This is a genomic window from Streptomyces luteireticuli, from assembly GCF_041519305.1.
GTDB classification, from domain to species: domain Bacteria; phylum Actinomycetota; class Actinomycetes; order Streptomycetales; family Streptomycetaceae; genus Streptomyces; species Streptomyces luteireticuli.
Map to the genome: position 1 here is coordinate 621,869 of NZ_CP167927.1, position 17,428 is coordinate 639,296.

At 73.0% G+C, this 17,428-nt stretch carries 14 protein-coding genes; 8 read left to right on the top strand and 6 right to left on the bottom strand.

Features of this window, described 5'->3' with window-relative positions; translation table 11 throughout:
• Nucleotides 1–26: 26 nt before the first annotated feature.
• Nucleotides 27–1,499 carry a prenyltransferase/squalene oxidase repeat-containing protein gene (locus AB8735_RS02740; RefSeq protein ID WP_372405018.1) on the top strand — a complete coding sequence of 491 codons (1,473 nt, stop codon included), beginning with the start codon at nt 27–29 and terminating at the stop codon, nt 1,497–1,499.
• A 78-nt stretch (nt 1,500–1,577) separates the two neighbouring features.
• Here the strand turns inward: AB8735_RS02740 and AB8735_RS02745 are convergent, their stop codons facing one another.
• Nucleotides 1,578–2,228, bottom strand: a complete 651-nt coding sequence (locus AB8735_RS02745; protein WP_372405020.1) for a 1,4-alpha-glucan branching protein — start codon at nt 2,226–2,228, stop codon at nt 1,578–1,580.
• A gap of 106 nt (nt 2,229–2,334) precedes the next feature.
• On the opposite strand from AB8735_RS02745, the gene AB8735_RS02750 reads away from it, so the two are divergent.
• From AB8735_RS02750 to AB8735_RS02760, 3 genes are all read left to right on the top strand, one after another.
• On the top strand, nt 2,335–3,660 hold the full coding sequence (locus AB8735_RS02750) for a cytochrome P450 (protein ID WP_372405022.1): 1,326 nt from the start codon (nt 2,335–2,337) through the stop codon (nt 3,658–3,660).
• A gap of 318 nt (nt 3,661–3,978) precedes the next feature.
• Nucleotides 3,979–5,511: an FAD-dependent oxidoreductase gene (locus AB8735_RS02755; protein WP_372405024.1), complete on the top strand. Its 1,533-nt coding sequence runs from the start codon at nt 3,979–3,981 to the stop codon at nt 5,509–5,511.
• Nucleotides 5,508–6,224, top strand: coding sequence for a VIT family protein (locus AB8735_RS02760; protein WP_372405025.1), 717 nt, complete (start codon nt 5,508–5,510; stop codon nt 6,222–6,224). Before AB8735_RS02755 ends, AB8735_RS02760 begins: the two co-directional genes overlap by 4 nt.
• A gap of 36 nt (nt 6,225–6,260) precedes the next feature.
• Here the strand turns inward: AB8735_RS02760 and AB8735_RS02765 are convergent, their stop codons facing one another.
• The 4 genes from AB8735_RS02765 to AB8735_RS02780 all read right to left on the bottom strand — a co-directional run bounded on the left by AB8735_RS02765 (nt 6,261) and on the right by AB8735_RS02780 (nt 12,954).
• On the bottom strand, nt 6,261–7,691 hold the full coding sequence (locus AB8735_RS02765; protein ID WP_372405028.1) for a hypothetical protein: 1,431 nt from the start codon (nt 7,689–7,691) through the stop codon (nt 6,261–6,263).
• Between the two features lie 205 nt (nt 7,692–7,896).
• Nucleotides 7,897–10,263, bottom strand: a complete 2,367-nt coding sequence (locus AB8735_RS02770) for a glycoside hydrolase family 65 protein (protein ID WP_372405030.1) — start codon at nt 10,261–10,263, stop codon at nt 7,897–7,899.
• Entirely contained in the window at nt 10,260–11,003 is a 744-nt protein-coding gene (locus tag AB8735_RS02775; RefSeq protein WP_344026710.1) for a beta-phosphoglucomutase family hydrolase, read from the bottom strand. The genes AB8735_RS02770 and AB8735_RS02775 overlap by 4 nt, the downstream gene beginning before the upstream one ends.
• 85 nt (nt 11,004–11,088) lie before the next feature.
• Nucleotides 11,089–12,954 (bottom strand): glycoside hydrolase family 15 protein, encoded by a 1,866-nt coding sequence (locus AB8735_RS02780; protein WP_372405033.1) that lies wholly within the window; start codon nt 12,952–12,954, stop codon nt 11,089–11,091.
• A 215-nt stretch (nt 12,955–13,169) separates the two neighbouring features.
• Here AB8735_RS02780 and AB8735_RS02785 point away from each other — a divergent pair, with 215 nt between their 5' ends.
• Genes AB8735_RS02785 through AB8735_RS02800 form a run of 4 tightly spaced genes read left to right on the top strand, consistent with a single transcriptional unit; the run spans nt 13,170 to nt 16,765 of the window.
• Complete coding sequence (locus AB8735_RS02785) at nt 13,170–14,039, top strand: MetQ/NlpA family ABC transporter substrate-binding protein (RefSeq protein ID WP_372405035.1); 870 nt, start codon at nt 13,170–13,172, stop codon at nt 14,037–14,039.
• Between the two features lie 5 nt (nt 14,040–14,044).
• A complete protein-coding gene (locus AB8735_RS02790) occupies nt 14,045–15,067 on the top strand; it encodes an ATP-binding cassette domain-containing protein (protein ID WP_344026716.1) in 1,023 nt (340 codons plus the stop codon).
• Nucleotides 15,067–15,729: a methionine ABC transporter permease gene (locus AB8735_RS02795; protein ID WP_344027333.1), complete on the top strand. Its 663-nt coding sequence runs from the start codon at nt 15,067–15,069 to the stop codon at nt 15,727–15,729. The genes AB8735_RS02790 and AB8735_RS02795 overlap by 1 nt, the downstream gene beginning before the upstream one ends.
• 55 nt (nt 15,730–15,784) lie before the next feature.
• Nucleotides 15,785–16,765, top strand: a complete 981-nt coding sequence (locus AB8735_RS02800; RefSeq protein ID WP_372405037.1) for a CapA family protein — start codon at nt 15,785–15,787, stop codon at nt 16,763–16,765.
• 3 nt (nt 16,766–16,768) lie between these two features.
• On the opposite strand, the gene AB8735_RS02805 is transcribed toward AB8735_RS02800, so the two are convergent.
• Nucleotides 16,769–17,329 (bottom strand): GNAT family N-acetyltransferase, encoded by a 561-nt coding sequence (locus AB8735_RS02805; protein WP_372405039.1) that lies wholly within the window; start codon nt 17,327–17,329, stop codon nt 16,769–16,771.
• Between the last annotated feature and the right edge of the window lie 99 nt (nt 17,330–17,428).

Sequence of the window (17,428 nt, forward strand, 5' to 3'; positions counted from 1 at the left end):
TCGTACCGGGATGATGAGGAGGCTACGTGCACAAGCCGACCGAGGAAGAAGTGCCGGAGCGCGTGAAGGCACTCGTAAGCGGGCTCGGTACCTGTTCCATGCAGTCCTCGGCCTACCCCACCGCCTGGGCCGCCCGGCTGCGCGACGAGCACGGCCGGCCGGTGTTCCCCGAGACGCTGGAGTGGCTCCGCCGCCACCAGCACGCAGACGGTTCCTGGGGAGGCTCCGTCCCGGCGGCCCAGGACCGGTTCCTGTGCACCCTCGCGGCCGTCACCGCGCTGCGGAACGGGCCCGGCCCCTGGGTGCAGGACGCGATCCAGGCAGGAATCACCTGCCTCAACAACCATCCTGACCCCTGGGCGGACGGGCAGGACGACATGCTCGCCTTCGAGTTGGTCGCGCCGCCCTTGGTGGCCGAGGCGCAAGAGCTGGGCCTCCAGCTGCCACCGCACATCGTCGACGCCCTGAGCGACCTACGCGAACGCAAGCTCGCGAAAGTCCCCGCGGGCGTCCTGACCGTTCACCAGACACCGTTGCTGCATGCGCTGGAGGCCTTGGCGGACATCATCCCAGTGCAGGCGGTGGGAAAACTCGCCTCACAGGACGGCTCCATCGTCAACAGCACCATCCCGACCGGGGTGTACTGGCAGGCAACCGGCGACCGGGCGGCACTGGACTTCCTCAGGAAGGCAGCCGGCTCGACGGGCGACGGCGGCCTGCCCGAGCACTATCCCATCGACGTCATGGAACCGGCCTGGGTGCTGTACGCGCTCGGACGAGCAGGCCTGGATTCCACGACGATGCGCAAGCAGGCAGATCAGCTCGCGGCACTGGCCGCACAGGCGCCCCACGGTCTGACGGCCATGTCCGGCAATGACCTCGTCGACGCCGACGACACGGCCATGACCGCCACTGTGCTCCGTATGTTCGGCTACGAACACGAACCACTCCAGCAGACTCTGCTGGCCTTCGAGGATGAGCAGTACTTCCGGGCCTTCGCCTACGAACGCCACCCCGCGATCAGCGCCAACGGCCACGTACTGGAAGCGTTGGCACCCGACCGTGAACGCTTCCCCCGACAGGTCGACAAATGCAGGGACTTCCTGCTCTCCACCCGGTGCGAAGAGGCATGGTGGATCGACAAGTGGCACCTGTCCCCCTACTACGCCACCGCCCACGTCGTCCCCGGGCTCAGCCAAGTGGCACCCGAATCCCTCAGTGGGACATGGCACTGGCTGCTGGACACCCAACACCCCGACGGATCCTGGGGAACCGGCCCGGGCCGCCCCGAAGAATCCGCGTGGGCCGTCCTCGCACTGGACTCTCTGACGCCCCGGTTCGGTCCCGCCCCCGACAGCACACGCCACCGGGCGCACCAGTTCCTCGCCTCCTCCCTCGACCGGGAAGACCACGCCGAACTATGGGTCGGCAAAGCCCTCTTCCTGCCACCGGCATTGGTCAAATCCGCCGTCCTCGCGGCATACATCCTGACGCGTTAGAGCTCTTCCGACGACGACCGCGCGGGGACAGTCGTACGGCAACCGCCCACCTGCCCCTCCCCGGAACGGGCTCCGGCGTCAGTCCCGCCCGGCCGTACGCAGGACAGCGAACGCGCCGCGCGCCCGGGTCCCATCCAACTGCCGCCACCAGCCGGTGACCTCCCCGGCCGCACCCTGCACGGGGGCACCGGAGCGCAGGACGCGGTTCAGCCGCAGGGTCGCACCCTGAGCGGCGTCGTGGAGCTCCGTGGCGTCCCGGCCGTCGGTCACGGCGGTCGGAGCCATAGCGACCGGGCCCTCCCCCGTGAAGGAGCGGCCGATCCCGTCGTCGGGGAGATCGCTGGCGTTCTGGTCCTGTGCCCGGGCGCGGCCCTCGATCAGGGCGAGCAGCTCGGCGACGAGCACCGGGTCGTGGCAGCCGTCGTAGGCCCAGCGACGGCCCAGCACGCCGTGTTCCATCGTGCCGACGAGGGCGTCCTCCGCGCCCTCCAGTGGGGCGCCCCGGTAGGTGAGCGGCACCAGATAGCTCACGGGCCCGTCGCCCGCCGTGTCGGTCACCACCATGAACTCGATCCCGACCTCGCCGGCCGGGTCGTCCAGCCGGAAGCCGCCCGCCCGCTCCAGCCGCGGGCCGCCGGCGGCGGGGCGGTACCAGGGGCGGGTGGGCAGCCAGGCGGTGAGCAGTTCGTCCTTGGACGGGACGATGGTGGTGTGGTGGATGACGGCCATGCCGTGCGTTCTCTTTCGTCGGGCGTTGGTTGACGCCTCATCCTGTACTGCCGGGCCGTGACGCGCCAGAGTGTTCATGTCCGCACCCTCTCTCCCAGGAGCGTCCATGGACATTCCCGGTCCCGCACCCCGGGCGGACGGCGGAGCCGGCGCCGTCGCGGCGGCGGGCGGGCTGCACGCCTACCAGTTGTGGCTGCATGCCACGTACGGCCCGGTCGTGCGGTTCCAACTGCCGGGCGCGGAGACGGCGGTGTCGGTCGCCGACCCCGTCCTGCTGGAGGCGACGGCACATCTCGACGAACGGCCGGAGCGGCTGTTCGCGTTCCTGGAGCCACTGTTCGAGGCGGGCAATCTGCAGGTGCTGCCAGCAGGCGAACACGCGCCGTTGCGGCGCCTGCTCCTGTCGGTGCTGGCCGGACGCCCGTCCCACGAGCGGTACTTCGCACGGTTCACCGAGCTGGTGACGGAGCTCGCGGACCGCTGGGCCGGGAAGGCGGCCGCCCATGAGCCCGTCGCGTCGCAGAAGGACCTCACCGCACTGTCTCTGCGGATGATCTGTACGTACGCGCTGGGAGGCGCCTCCGTGGATCCGGACGGCGTGGTCGCCGCGTTCGAGGAGGTGCTCACCGAGCATCTGGGACGGCTCTACCGGGTGCCTCAGCCGGGCGACGGGGAGGAGCGGGGCAGGCGGGCCCGCGACGCCCTCGCCTATCTGCGGGCGCGGGTCGACGAGGTGATCGCGGCGCACCGCCCCGGCAGCCGTACGGACCGCAGCGACCTGATCGGGGCGCTCGTGGAGGCCGGCGAGAGCCCCGCGCGGATCCGCGACACCGTCATGATGACGATGCTGGCCGCCCACCACACGACCGGGGTGGCCGTCTCCTGGACCCTCCACCTGCTCGGGCACCACCCCGAGGCTGCTGCACGCGTCGCCGGGGAGCTGGACCGCGTCCTCGGCGACCGGGCGGCACCGGAGTATGCCGACCTGCGACGGCTGACGTATCTGGAGAGGGTGCTCAAGGAGTCGATGCGGCTCTACCCGCCGGGCCCGTACGGGGCCCGGCTGACGACCGGGGCGCTCGTCCTGGGGGACTACGAGATCCCGGCCGGGGCGACGGTCTTCTACCCCTTCCGGGCCCTCCACATGAACCCCGCCCACTGGCCCGAGCCGGAGAAGTTCGTGCCCGAACGGTTCGCCCCCGAGGAGACGGCCCGGCGGCCGAGGCTGGCCCACGTGCCCTTCGGACTCGGGCCCCGCAGCTGCGAAGGCGCCGCCCTCGCGACGGTGGAGGCCGAACTGATCCTCGCCGTGCTGCTCAAGCGGTTCCGCTTCCGGCCCGTGCCGGGACACGAGGTGATCCCGGTCGAACGGTTCGTCCTCTGGGCGGCCGACGACATCCGCCTGCTGGCCGACCCCCGGACCCCGGCATAGACCGGGGACACCTCACTCCCCCGACAGCCCCAACTCACCTGCTCCTCCACCCGTCCTCGGGCTCGGAACGGTGCAACTCCTCCAAGTCCGCGCGCGCCGGCCGGTGGACCGTGGCGGCCGCGGACGCCAGGCGCGGCACCCGGTTCTCCTGCGGCTTCGGCCCGACCGCGGCGAAATCCGGCGTCCGGGCCGCGTGCTCCGGGTCCGGGCGACCGGCGGCACGCCGATGTCCACGTCCGGTGGACGCGGCGCCGCCGAACGGAGGAACCCCGGCCGCCGCTCCGGGTACCCCCGGGCCGGCCGGGAATCCGTCTCCGCATGGTGACGCAGCCTTCCGACGAGCCGTACTGGATGTCCACGACCCCCGCCACCGCCTATCCCCCGCTGGCCACGGGGGCGGGTGTCGACGTCGACGTGGCCGTGATCGGCGGGGGGATCGCCGGGCTGAGCACGGCGTGGGAGCTGGCGCGGGCCGGGCGGTCGGTGGCCGTGCTGGAGGCCGGGCGGATCGCCGAGGGGGTCAGCGGGCGGACCACCGCCAAGGTGACGGCGCTGCACGGGCTGGTGTACGCCCGGCTGCGGCGTACCCGGGGGCCGGAGGGGGCCCGGCTGTACGCGCGCTCGCAGCAGGGCGCGGTGGAGCGCGTGGCCGAGGTCGCGCGGCTGCTGGACGTCGACTGCGAGCTGGAGCGGCGGACGGCGTACACGTATGTGACGGAGGCGGCGGGGCGGTTCGCGGTGCGCGAGGAGGTCAACGCGGCCGAGCAGGCCGGGCTGGAGACCACGTTCACGGAGCGGACGGGGCTGCCGTTCCGCGTCGAGGCGGCCGTCCGCCTCCCCGGCCAGGCGCAGTTCCATCCGCGGAAGTACCTGCTGGCCCTCGCCGAGGACCTGGTGGCGCGGGGCGGGGCGGTGTTCGAGCACACGCGGGTCACCCGGCTGCACGAGGGCACGCCATGCCGGCTGGGCGCGGAGAACGGGGCCGTGGTCACCGCCCGGGACGTGGTCGTGGCCACGCACGCCCCGGTCTTCGACCGGGCGCTGCTGTTCTCCCGGCTGTCGCCGCGCCGGGAGCTGGTGGTCACGGGGGCGATCCCGGACGGGCAGGACCCGGGCGGGATGTTCCTGACGGAGGAGGGCACCAGGCGGTCGGTGCGCACGGCCCCGCTGTCCGACGGGCAGCGGCTGCTGATCGTCACCGGGGAGAGCTTCGCGCCGGGGGCCGCGGACGTCGAGGCGCGCTTCGGCCGGCTGGCGGCCTGGGCGCGGGAGCACTTCCCCGGGCTGGAGCCCGGGGTCCGCTGGGCGACGCAGGACAACGACCCGACCGATACGGTGCCGCTGATCGGCCCGTTCCATCCGCGGGCCCGCCACACCTGGGTGGCCACGGGGTTCGGCGGGTGGGGCATGAGCGGCGGTGTGGCGGCCGGGATGCTGCTGGCCGAGCTGATCGGCGGGCACCGGCCGCCGTGGGCGGAGCTCTACGACCCGAGGCGGCTGTGGAGCGCGGTGCGCGAAGCCCCCGCGTTCCTGCGCCATCAGGCCGGTGTGGCACGGCACTTCGTCGCGGACCGGCTGCGCCCGCCCGGCGCGGAGCACGTGGCCGGCATCGCCCCGGGCACGGGCGAGGTGGTCCGCATCGACGGCCGGCACTGCGCGGTGTACCGGGACGAGCACGGCACGGTGCACGCGCTCTCCGCGCGCTGTACGCACCTGGGGTGTCTGGTGGCGTTCAACGCGGCGGAGCGGTCGTGGGACTGCCCGTGCCACGGCTCGCGGTTCGCCACGGACGGCTCGGTCCTCCAGGGTCCCGCGGTACGGCCGCTGGAGGAACGGGACGCCGGGGAATGAACGACGCGCACCCGCCCCGGCACACGACCGCGAGCGCGAGCAGCACCGGGGGACGGCTGAACTGGCTCCGGGCGGCCGTTCTCGGCGCCAACGACGGCGTCGTCTCGACGGCCGGTCTCGTCGTCGGCGTCGCCGGTGCGACGGACCGCCGTGGCACGCTGCTGACGGCGGGGCTGGCGGGCCTGCTGGCGGGCTCGATCTCGATGGCGGCGGGCGAGTACGTGTCCGTGTGCACCCAACGCGACGCGCAGCGGGCCGCGTTGGAGCTGGAGAAGCGGGAGCTGCGCGCCCATCCCGAGGAGGGCCGGGACGCGTTGGAGGAGGAGCTGGAGCGGCGCGGGCTCAGTCCCTCGGTGGCCGACGCGGCCGCCCGGGAGCTCAGCGCGAAGGACGCCTGGCGGGCCCATGCCCGGGTGGAGCTGGGCATCGATCCGGACGAACTCACCGATCCCTGGCGGGCGGCCGCCGCCAGCTTCTGCGCCTTCACGGCGGGCGCGCTCCTGCCCCTCCTCATGATCGTCCTGCTGCCGGCGGGCGGACGGCTGCCGGTCACCATCGCCTCGGTGCTGGCCACCCTCGCCCTGACGGGCTGGACCGGCGCCCGCCTGGGCGCGTCCCCCGTCCGCCCGTCCGTGCTGCGCAATGTGCTGGGCGGGGCACTGGCGATGGGGGTGACGTACGCGGTGGGCTCGCTCCTGGCGTCAGTGGTGTGATCGGCGTCGGTGGTGTGATCGGCACCGGTGGTGTGATCAGTGGGGCCCGGGCCGGGCGGGGATCCGGTCCGCGGGGTTCAACTCCCCGTCCGGCGGCGGTTCCTGTCCGTCGCGCGGGAGGGGGAACCGGACCGCCCCCGTGCCCCGGGCGAGCTGCCGTTCGTGCCGCAGCCCCGGCAGCGGTCCGGGCGCGGGCTCCGGCGTGCCGAAGACCTTCAACTGCGGGAGCAGGGACCCCTGGAGACCGGTGCCGCCGAACAGCTTCCACGCACCGGCGCGGTCCCCGGCCTTCGTCCGTACGTAGGGGGTGGAGAGGTCGGCGGTGACGACGGGTCGGCCGTAGAGGCCGAGGGACACCTCGGTGCCGAGGCCGGACTTCACGGCGGCCGGTCCGTCGATCGCGGCCTTGACGGGCGAGGTGCCGAAGTCGGCCTTGGTGTCGGGGGTCCAGCCCCTGTCCGCCCGGTAGGATCCCCCGATCCTCGAATCGCCCTTCACCTCGCTCTGTTGGATGTCGACGACCGTCTTCCCGTCGGCGTCGATCAGGGCGTAGCAGGTGAGATCGAGGTTGACGACGACGGGTATCCCGGCGACGGACAGGACGGGATCGGCGTGGAGTTGGGCGAACGGCACGCGCAGGGGCCTGCCGTGGGCGGCGGGGGGCCGGCCCTTCAGTTTCCAGCCCGTGGTCCAGTCGCCGGAGAGCGCGAGCGAGGCGGCCTTCGGACCGCCGCCGGAGGTGCCGCCTTCGTAGGAGAGGCCGACCCGCGGGGCAAGTCGGACGAAGCCGGTGACGGTCGCCGCGGCGGGGCCTTCGGCGTCCTTGCCCGGGGCGAGGGCGGTGTCGACGTCGACGCGCAGGCCGCCCGGCCCCGTGCGGTCGCCGTGTGCGGGCCGGGAAACCCTGACGCCCGGGACGAGCGGGCTGACCTTGATCGCGGAGGGGTCGACGGAGACCTCGCCCGAGGTCCTCGCGTCGCCGAGCACGGCGTCGAGGGTGGCCGGGACGGTACGGACCTCGGCGCCGTGCGCGGTCCTGCGCAGCACTTCGACGACCTCGGCCAGGACGCCCCCGGGGGCGCCGGCCACGGGCGGACTCGCGATGAGGTCACCGGTCCGGACCGGTCCGCCGCGGCCCGGCGCCGGAGAGGCCGGAGGGGGGAAGGAGAGGACGGCCCGTCCGGTGCGGGAGTCGAAGGAGGCGACCTTCAGGTCCGGGTCGGCCTTCGGTCGCGCCGCGGCCGTCGTGCGATCGCCGTCGGCGGGGGCGGTCGTGGTGCTCCGCGGTGCGGGCTCCGTGGGGTCCGGGCCGAGCTGCCACTCCGTGGAGCCGACGAGCGGGGGCTTCTCCCTCGGCACGTCCTCCGCGGCGGCGGTGCGGTGCGTGCCGGACGGCGAGCAGGCGGCGAGGGTCAGGGAGGCGGCGGCCAGCGCCGGTACGAGCACTCTCCGGCCGGTTTTGCGCATGGGGGTCCTCATCGGAACGTGAGGGTGGGGTCGGATCCGCGGGAGAACGACACCGCGGGACCGGACACACAGCGGTAGGGACACGATCTACATGCCGGTAGACCCGGCCCGGATCATGTCATGCGCGGGCCGGGTCGGAACAGCCCCTTCCGCGGCCGCCGTTGATGACCTGGGTCACAGCCGTGCCGTCGAAGGCCCGGGGCTCCTACCGTTTGGGCCGCTGCGGCGCCTTGCGGGTGGCGGGGCAGCGGCCGTGCGGCTGTTCGGGGGGCGGGCCGGCGGGCAGGGGCGGGATGCGGCGGGACTCGGCGCTCTCGGGGGTGAGTTCGAAGGCGTCGCCGCAGTGCCCGATCTCCAGGGCCTCACCCTCCAGCAGGGTGTACACGGCTGTGGTCCCGGTGATCTCCACCCGCAGCCGGCGCTGCCGGTAGACCGTGGTGAAGGCGAGGCGGCCGATCTGTTCGGGCAGCCGGGGGGCGAAGGAGAGCACTCCGCCCTGGTGGCGCATCCCTCCGAAGCCGGCGACCAGGGCGTACCAGGTGCCGCCGAGGGAGGCGATGTGGATGCCGTCGCGGGTGTTGCCCTCCAGGTCCTCCAGGTCCATCATCGCCGCCTCGCCGAGGTAGTCGTAGGCGAGGCGCATCTGGCCCACCTCGGCGGCCATCACGGCCTGACCGCAGGCGGACAGCGAGGAATCGCGGACGGTCAGGGGTTCGTAGTAGGCGAAGTTGCGGGCCTTCTCCTCGGCGGTGAAGGCATCGCTGCGCACGGACATGGCGAGCACCAGGTCGGCCTGTTTGATGACCTGCTTGCGGTACAGGTCGAAGTAGGGGAAGTGCAGCATCAGCGGGTACTGGTCGGGCTGCGTCCCGGCGAAGTCCCAGACCTGGTGGCGGGTGAAGCCGGCCGATTGTTCGTGAACGCCCAGTTCCTCGTTGTAGGGCACGGTCATCCGCATCGCCGCGTCGCGCCAGGCGGCGGTCTCCTCGTCGTCGACGCCCAGCACGGCGGCCGCGTCCGGGTGCCGTTCGGCGGCGGCCGCCGCTTCGTCCAGGTTCTGCTGGGCCATCAGGTTGGTGTAGAGGTTGTCGTCGGCCACGGCGCTGTACTCGTCGGGGCCGGTGACCCCGTCGATGTGGAAGTTGCCGTGGTGGTCGTGGTGGCCGAGCGAGCGCCACAGCCGGGCCGTCTCGACCAGCAGCGGGAGACCCACCTCCTGTTCGAAGGTCTCGTCGCCCGTGGCCTCGACGTAGCGCACCACGGCGTAGGCGATGTCGGCGTTGACGTGGAAGGCCGCCGTGCCCGCGGGCCAGTAGGCCGAGCACTCGTCGCCGTTGATGGTCCGCCAGGGGAACGCGGCGCCCTGCAGGCCGAGTTGGCGGGCGCGCTCCTGGGCGGCGGGCAGGGTGCTGTGGCGCCAGCGCAGGGCCTGGTCGACGGCGTTCGGGGCGGTGTAGGTGAGGGCGGGCAGGACGAACATCTCGGTGTCCCAGAAGCAGTGGCCGTCGTAGCCGGGTCCGGTCAGTCCCTTGGCGGGCAGGGCACGGGCCTCGCCGCGCGCACCGGTCTGCAGGACGTGGAAGAGCGCGAACCGTACGGCCTGCTGGATCTCGGCGTCGCCGTCGACCTCGACGTCGGCGCGGCTCCAGAAGTCGTCGAGGAATTCCCGCTGTTCGTCGGCCAGCCCGGCCCAGCCGGTGCTGACGGCCCCGGCGAGGGCGGCGTCCACCTGGTCGCGCACGGCCGGCACCGAGCGGGCCGCCGACCAGCCGTGGGCGACGAACTTCTCCAGCCGCAGCCGCTCCCCCGACCGCAGCCGGGAGGTCACCGTCAGGCGGGCCACGTTCTCACTGGCCTCGGCCGCCAGCACGGTCCCTTCCGGCCCTTCCACCACGTGGTCGGCGGAGGCCGCGACCTTCAGCCCGCTGCGGGCGGTGCAGTGCAGCAGCCGGATGCGCGCGTTCTCGGCGTGGCACTGCTCGGGCACCAGCGGGTTCTCGAGCTCGGCGGCCGTGCGCGGGTCGGTCCCGTTCTTCGGCATCGGCTCGTTGGCGACCAGCTCGGACTGGACGACGATACGGACGTCGCCGTCCAGCGGTTCGACCTCGTAGGCGATGGCCGCCACCGCGCGCTGGCTGAAGGAGACCAGCCGGGTGGAGCGGACGCGGACGCTGCGGCCGCTGGGCGAGGTCCACTCGGCGGTGCGGTACAGCAGGCCGCTGCGGAAGTCCAGCATCCGCTCGTGCCGGTGCAGTTTGCCGTAGCGCAGGTCGAAGGGCTCGTCGTCGACGAGGAGGCGGATCACCTTGCCGTTGGTGACGTTGATGACGGTCTGGCCGGACTCGGGGTAGCCGTAGCCGGCCTCGGCGTAGGGCAGCGGGCGGAACTCGTAGACGCCGTTGAGGTAGCTGCCGGGCAGGCCGTGCGGCTCGCCCTCGTCGAGGTTGCCGCGCCAGCCGACGTGCCCGTTGGAGAGGGCGAACACCGACTCGCTCTGGGAGAGGATGTCGAGGTTGAGCTCGGTCTCGCGCAGGCACCAGGGCTCGACGAGATAGGCCGGATGCGTGATCACTTGGCGTCCTCCAGCAGGTCGGCGAGGTCGTCGACGACGGTGTCGGCGCCGTGTCTGCGGAGCGCCTCGGCCTGTCCCACCCGGTCGACGCCGACGACGTAGCCGAAGTCCCCGGCGCGGCCGGCCTCCATGCCGGCCAGGGCGTCCTCGAAGACGGCGGCTTGGCCGGGCTCGACGCCGAGCTCCTCCGCGGCGGCCAGGAAGGTGTCGGGGTGCGGCTTGCCGGGCAGGCCGCGCTCCTTGGCGACGATGCCGTCGATGCGCACCTCGAAGAGTTCCTCGATGCCCGCCGCGGCCAGTACGTCGCGGCAGTTGGCGCTGGAGGAGACCACGGCCCGGCGCAGCCCCGCGTCGCGGACGGCCCCGGCATAGCGGACGGAGCCGGGGTACGCCTCCACGCCCTCCTTGCGGATCTTCGCGAGGACGAGGAGGTTCTTGCGGTTGCCGAGGCCCTGGACGGTGTCGGCGTCGGGCGGGTCGGTGTCCGTGCCCTCGGGGAGGGTGATGCCGCGGGAGGCGAGGAAGGTGCGCACTCCGTCGGCCCGGGGTCTGCCGTCGACGTACTCGTCGTAGTCGGTGAGGGGGTCGAAGGGCCGGAAGCCGGGGCCGTCGCGCTCGGCGAGGAAGGCGTCGAACATCTCCTTCCACGCCGCGGCGTGCACGACGGCGGTCTTGGTCAGGACGCCGTCGAGGTCGAACAGGCAGGCACGGACGTGGGTGGGCAGGCCGAGTGCGGTCACGGTGTTCCCCTTTCCCGGGTTGCCGCGCACAGCCTGCCCCCGGGGTGGGCGAATCACTCGTTCGCCCTTTCGCCAGTCGGGCCCGTCAGCCTCCGCAGCGGCGCGCCGAGGCCGTGCCCTGGTGCGCGGTGATGGCGCGGTCGAGGTTGGTGGCGGCGCTGATCAGCGCGAGGTGGGTGAAGGCCTGGGGGAAGTTGCCGAGGGCCTCGCCGGCGGGGCCGATCTCCTCGGCGTACAGGCCCAGATGGCTGGCGTGGGTGAGCATCTTCTCGAAGATGTAGCGGGCCTCTCCGACGCGGCCGGCGCGGGCGAGGGCCTCCACGTACCAGAAGGAGCAGAGGTTGAAGGTGCCCTCGTCGCCGGGCAGGCCGTCGGCACCGCCCTCGGTGCGGTAGCGGCGGACGAGGCTGTCGCTGACCAGTTGGTCCTCGATGCGGCGCACGGTGGACAGGAAGCGCGGGTCGCGCGGGCCGGAGAACTTCACCAGCGGCATGACCAGCAGCGAGGCGTCCAGGGTCCGGCCGTCGGCGCTCTGGCAGTAGGCGCCGGCCTCCGGCGACCAGCAGCGTTCCTGGACGAAGCGGTACGCCTCGGCGGCGCTGTCGCGCCATCGCTCGACCGGGGCGGGCATGCCGCGGTGGCGGGAGATGCGCAGGGCCCGTTCGAAGGCGACCCAGGTCATCAGGGCGGAGTAGGTGAAGCGTTGGGGGCCGCCGCGGGTCTCCCAGATGCCGTCGTCCGGCTCCTCCCAGTGCTTCTCCAGCCACTCGAGCTGGCGGGCCAGCGCCTCCCACAGTTCGTAGGAGATGGGCTCCCCGTGCTTGTCGTAGAGGTAGACGGAGTCCATCAGCTCGCCGTGGATGTCGAGTTGGGTCTGGCGGGCGGCGGCGTTGCCGATGCGTACGGGCTTGGCGCCGCGGTAGCCGCTGAGGTGGCCGAGGACGGTCTCGGGGAGGTCGGCGCGGCCGTCGATGCCGTAGAGGACGTGCAGTCCGGTACCGGGCGGGGCCTCGACACAGCGCTGGTGGAGCCAGTCGATGAAGGCGGCGGCCTCCTCGGTGAAGCCCAGGCGCATCAGGGCGTAGAGGGTGAACGCGGCGTCGCGGATCCAGGTGTAGCGGTAGTCCCAGTTGCGGCCCCCGCCCGGGGATTCGGGCAGGGAGGTGGTGGGGGCGGCGACGAGGGCGCCGGTGGGCTGGTGGACGAGGAGTTTGAGGGCGAGCGCGGAGCGTTCGACGCCTTCGCGGTAGCGGCCGCGGTACTGGGACTTGCGCACCCAGCCGTCCCAGTAGGCCAGGGTGCTGTCGAGCAGGACGGCCGCCTCGTGCGCGTCGATGGGGGCGGGCGGGGCGGGGACGTCGGTCCATTGGGCGGCGAGTTCCAGGGTGCTGCCGGGGTCCAGGGTGACGGTGGCACGGACCTCCAGGCCGTCGCCGGCGGGCTCCAGGGGGACGGAGGAACGCAGGACCAGGGCGCCGCCGGGGGCGGCGAAGACGGCTCCGTGGTCGGTGACGGTCACGGAGTGCGGGGCGCGGGCGTAGTCGAAGGCCGGGCGGCAGCACACCTCCAGGACGGCGCGGCCGCGCGGCACCCGCACCTGGCGGACGATCTGCCGGACGCCCCGCTCGGGGAAGGAGGGGTGGTCGGGGACCATGAAGTCGTAGAGCTCGGCGACGGAACTTTGGCCCAGGAAGCGGGTCAGGAGCACGTTGGAGTCGGGCATGTACATCTGCCGGGTGCGCTCGGCGTCGCGGGCGGTGACGCGGAAGTGGCCGCCGAGGCGGGCGTCGAGCAGGGCGCCGAAGACGGCGGGGGCGTCGAAGCGGGGCAGGCAGCACCAGTCGATGGTGCCGTCGGCGCCGACGAGGGCGACCGTGTGCAGGTCGCCGATGATCCCGTGGTCCTCGATGGGCAGGTAGTCGCGGTGCCGCGGGCCGCTGTCGTAGGTCATCGGCCCTCCCTCCCGTCACGGGAGTTATCGCTCCCTCCGTTGTACCTCCATCGGCGGAATGTTGCCGCCGCACAAAGAGGGCCTTTGTTTTATTGCGGAGCAGTGAACCGTTCCTTTCATTGCCAGGGAGTCCGGGTTTTCGACCATACGATCACCGGACCGCCGCGGCCTTCGCGGCCCGTACCCGATCCCGTACGACCCGGAATGAGCCCCCGATGAAACTCACCCTGCGCCGCGCCGCGGCGACGTCCGTGGCCGCCGCCCTCGCCGTCCTGCTGTCGGCCTGCGGCCCGTCCGGCTCCGACGCGGACGGGGCGGTGCGCATCGGGGTCAGCGGCGCCGACCCCGAGTGGGACGTCCTGGCCGAGGAGGCGAAGAAGCAGGGCATCGACGTGAAGACGGTGACCTTCGACGACTACCAGCTGCCCAACAAGGCCCTCGCCGACGGGGACATCGAGCTGAACGCCTTCCAGCACCTGGCGTTCCTCAGCAAGTTCAACCAGGCCAACCACACCGACATCGTCCCGATCGCCTCCACCTCCGTCGCCCCGATGGGCCTGTACTCGCTCAAGCACAAGTCCCTGGCGGACCTCCCCGACGGCGCGCGCATCGCCATCCCCAACGACCCCTCCAACCAGGGGCGGGCGCTGCTGGTGCTGCAGGAGGCCGAGCTGATCCGCGTCAAGGAGAAGGCCGGCATCTACGGCACCCCCGACGACATCACCGACAACCCCAGGCACATCAAGATCACCCCGGTCGACGCCCAGCAGACGCCCCGCACCCTCAAGGACACCGCGGCCTCCGTCATCAACGACGGCGTCGCCAAGCAGGCCGGCTACGACATCGGCCAGGCGATCTTCCGCGACGACCCGCGCAGCGCCGCCACCCGCCCCTACGTCAACGTCATCGCGGCCCGGGCCGGTGACCGGGACGACGAGAGGCTCCGGAAGGTCGTCGAGATCTACCGGTCGGCCAAGGTGCAGGAGGCCGTCAAGAAGTCCTCCGGCGGCGCCCGTTACGTCGTCGACCTCCCGCGGGCCGAACTCCAGAAGGAGCTCGACCGGCTCGGCGAGCAGGAAGGCTGACCGCCGTGATCGAACTGCGCAACGTCGGCAAGACCTATCCCGGGACGGGCAGGGGCGCACGGAAGAAGCCCTTCACCGCCGTGGAGGACGTCTCCCTGACCGTGGCCGAGGGCCGTGTGCTGGGCGTCGTCGGACACAGCGGAGCGGGCAAGAGCACCCTGCTGCGCCTGGTCAACCACCTCGAAGTGCCCACCTCGGGGCAGGTGCTCGTGGACGGACAGGACCTCGGGGCCCTGAGCGGGCGGCAGTTGCGGGACGTCCGCCGCTCCATCGGCATGATCTTCCAGCAGTTCAACCTGTTCCGCTCGCGCACCGTCCTCGGCAACGTCGCCTATCCGCTGAAACTGGCGGGCACGCCCCGCGCGCAGGCCCGCGCCCGCGCCGCCGAAGTCCTGCGCTTCGTCGGCCTGGAGGACCAGGCGCGCCGCTACCCCGAGCAGCTCTCCGGCGGCCAGCGCCAGCGGGTCGGCATCGCCCGCGCGCTGGCCACCTCCCCGGGCGTGCTGCTGTGCGACGAGGCGACCTCCGCCCTCGACCCGCACACCACCGGCGAGGTCCTCGACCTGCTCCGGCGCGTCAACTCCGAACTGGGCATCACCATCGTCCTCGTCACGCACGAGATGGACGTGGTCCGGTCGCTGTGCGACGAGGTGGCGGTCATGTCCGGGGGCCGGGTCGTCGAGAGCGGCGACGTCTACGACGTCTTCTCCCGCCCGCGGCACCCGGTCACCGAGGTCTTCGTCCGCTCCGCCCTCCAGGACGTGCCCGGGGAGGCCGCGTGGGAGCGGCTGCGCGCCCGGCATCCGGGGCGGCTGGTGACCGTGCCGGTGGCCCGGGACACGGCGGAGCCGGACCGGCTGTCGCGGCTGCTGCGCGCGCACGGCGTGGACTTCACCGTCGCGCACGCGGGCGTCGGCGAGGTGCGCGACGCCCCGCTGGGCAGCGTCACCCTCGAACTGCACGGCGACGGGGCCGACATCGACGCCTTCCTCGCCGAACTGGCCGTCCCCGAGAAGGCGGGTGTGTGATGCACGCCGACTGGCACACCTTCTGGCCCAAGGTCGTCGACGCCACCGGCGAGACGGTCTACATGGTGCTGATGACCCTGGCCCTGTCCGCCGTCCTCGGCACCGGCGTGGGCCTGGCGCTCTACGCCACCCGCAAGGGCGGCGTCCTGCCCAACCGCGCGGTCCACGCCGTGCTCAACACGCTGATCAACATCATCCGCCCGGTCCCGTTCATCATCGCCATCGTCGCCCTCTCCCCCGTCACCCGCAGCGTGGTCGGCACGATGATCGGCACCGACGCGGCGGTCTTCCCGATGGTCGTCGTCGCCACCTTCGGCGTCGCCCGGATCGTCGAGACGAATCTGCTGACCGTGGAGCCCGGGGTGATCGAGGCCGCGCGGTCGATGGGCACGGGACCGCTGCGCATCGTGGTGACCGTGCTGATCCCCGAGGCCCTGGGGCCGCTGGTGCTCGGCTTCACCTTCGTGCTCGTCGCGCTCATCGACTTCTCGGCGGTCGCCGGGACGGTGGGCGGCGGGGGCGTGGGCAACCTCGCCATGACGTACGGGTATCTGCGCTTCGACACCTCGGTGATGGCCGTGTCGGTGGCCGTCCTGATCGTCCTGGTCCAGATCGCCCAGTTGCTGGGCAACTTCCTGGCGCGCAAGGTGCTCCGCCGCTGACCTTGCCCGGGGCCGTGGGGGCGCCGGAGACTGGAGGGAGGCGGGAGGTGCGGCAGTGACCGTGACCGTGGCCCTGGCCGGGGACACCATGCTGGGCCGCGGCGTCGCCGAGCGGCTGGCGGCGGCGCCGGAGCCCGGGACGCTGCTGTGCCCGGGGCTGCGGGAGACGCTCGCGGCGGCCGACCTGGTCGTCCTCAACCTGGAGTGCTGCGTCTCGGACCGCGGCGAACCCTGGCCCGCCCCCGGCAAGCCGTTCTTCTTCCGGGCGCCGCCGGAGGCCGCCCGTGTCCTGGCGGAGCTGGGCGTGGACTGTGTGACCCTGGCCAACAACCACGCCCTCGACTACGGGTACGACGCACTCGCCGACTCGCTGGAGCTGCTGGCCGGGGCCGGGATCGCGGTGGTCGGCGCGGGACGTGACGAGGGGCGGGCCCGCGCCCCGGCCGTACTGGAGGTCCCCGGCCTGCGCCTGGCGGTGGTGGGCGCCACCGACCATCCCGAGGACTTCGCGGCGGGCCCCGGCCGGCCGGGCGTCGCCCTCGCCGACCTGCGGCACGGGCTGCCCGCCTGGCTGCGCCGAGCCGTCGTGGAGGCGGCGCGCGAGGCGGACGCGGTGCTCGTCACCCCGCACTGGGGCCCCAACATGACCACCCGGCCGCCCTCCTACGTCCGCGAGGCCGCCACCGCCCTGCACGCCGCCGGGGCCTCGCTGGTCGCGGGCCACTCGGCGCACGTCTTCCACGGGGCCGGGCACCGCACCCTCTACGACATGGGCGACTTCGTCGACGACTACGCGGTGGACCCGGTCCTGCGCAACGACCTGGGCCTGCTCTTCCTCGTCGCCTTCGAGGGCGCACGCCCCGTCCGGCTGGAGGCCGTCCCGCTCTATCTGGACCACTGCCACACGGAGACGGCGGGCGAGGGCGCGTGCCGCTGGATCCGCGACCGCTTCACCCGCGCCGGCGCGGCGCTGGGCACGACGGTCACGGAGGGGGACGGAGGGCGGCTGACGGTGGACTGGGCGGCGGACCGGTAACGGTCAGGCGGCCTTCTCCCCGCGCCCGTCCCACTCGTCGGCGAGCAGGGACCACACGGCCATGTCCTGCCGGACCCCGTTCACCACGAACGACCGGCGGAGCACGCCCTCGTGGGTCATGCCCAGGCGCTCGGCCACCGCGGCGCTGCGGTGGTTGTCCACCGAGGCCCGCCACTCGACGCGGGACATGCCGCGCGCCCCGAAGGCCCAGTCGATCATCTTCCGGGCGGCGGCGGTGACCAGCCCCCGGCCCTGGGCGTCGGGGCTGAGCCACACGCCCAGTTCGCAGACGCCGGAGTGGGTGTCGAAGACGCGGAACAGCGTGCCGCCGACGAGGGCCCCGTCGAGGCGTATGGCGAAGAACCGCCCGGTGTCGGCGCGCTGGGCGTCGGCGTACCGCTGGAGGTAGGCGCGGGCCTTCTCGGCGTCGGTGATGGTGGTGGCCCACGGCAGCCAGGGGGCGAGGTGCTCGCGGTGGGCGGCGAGGCAGGCGGCGAACTCCTCGGCCTGCCAGGGCTCCAGGGGGCACAGGTCGGCGCCGGGGGCGAGGGGCGAGCTGAGCACGGGTCCTCCGATGCGGTCGTGGAACGGGCGGAACGCGGGGGCGCGGGCCCGGCGCCGGGATGCGTTCCAAACGTTTGTTACGTACTCTGGTCACCCTAG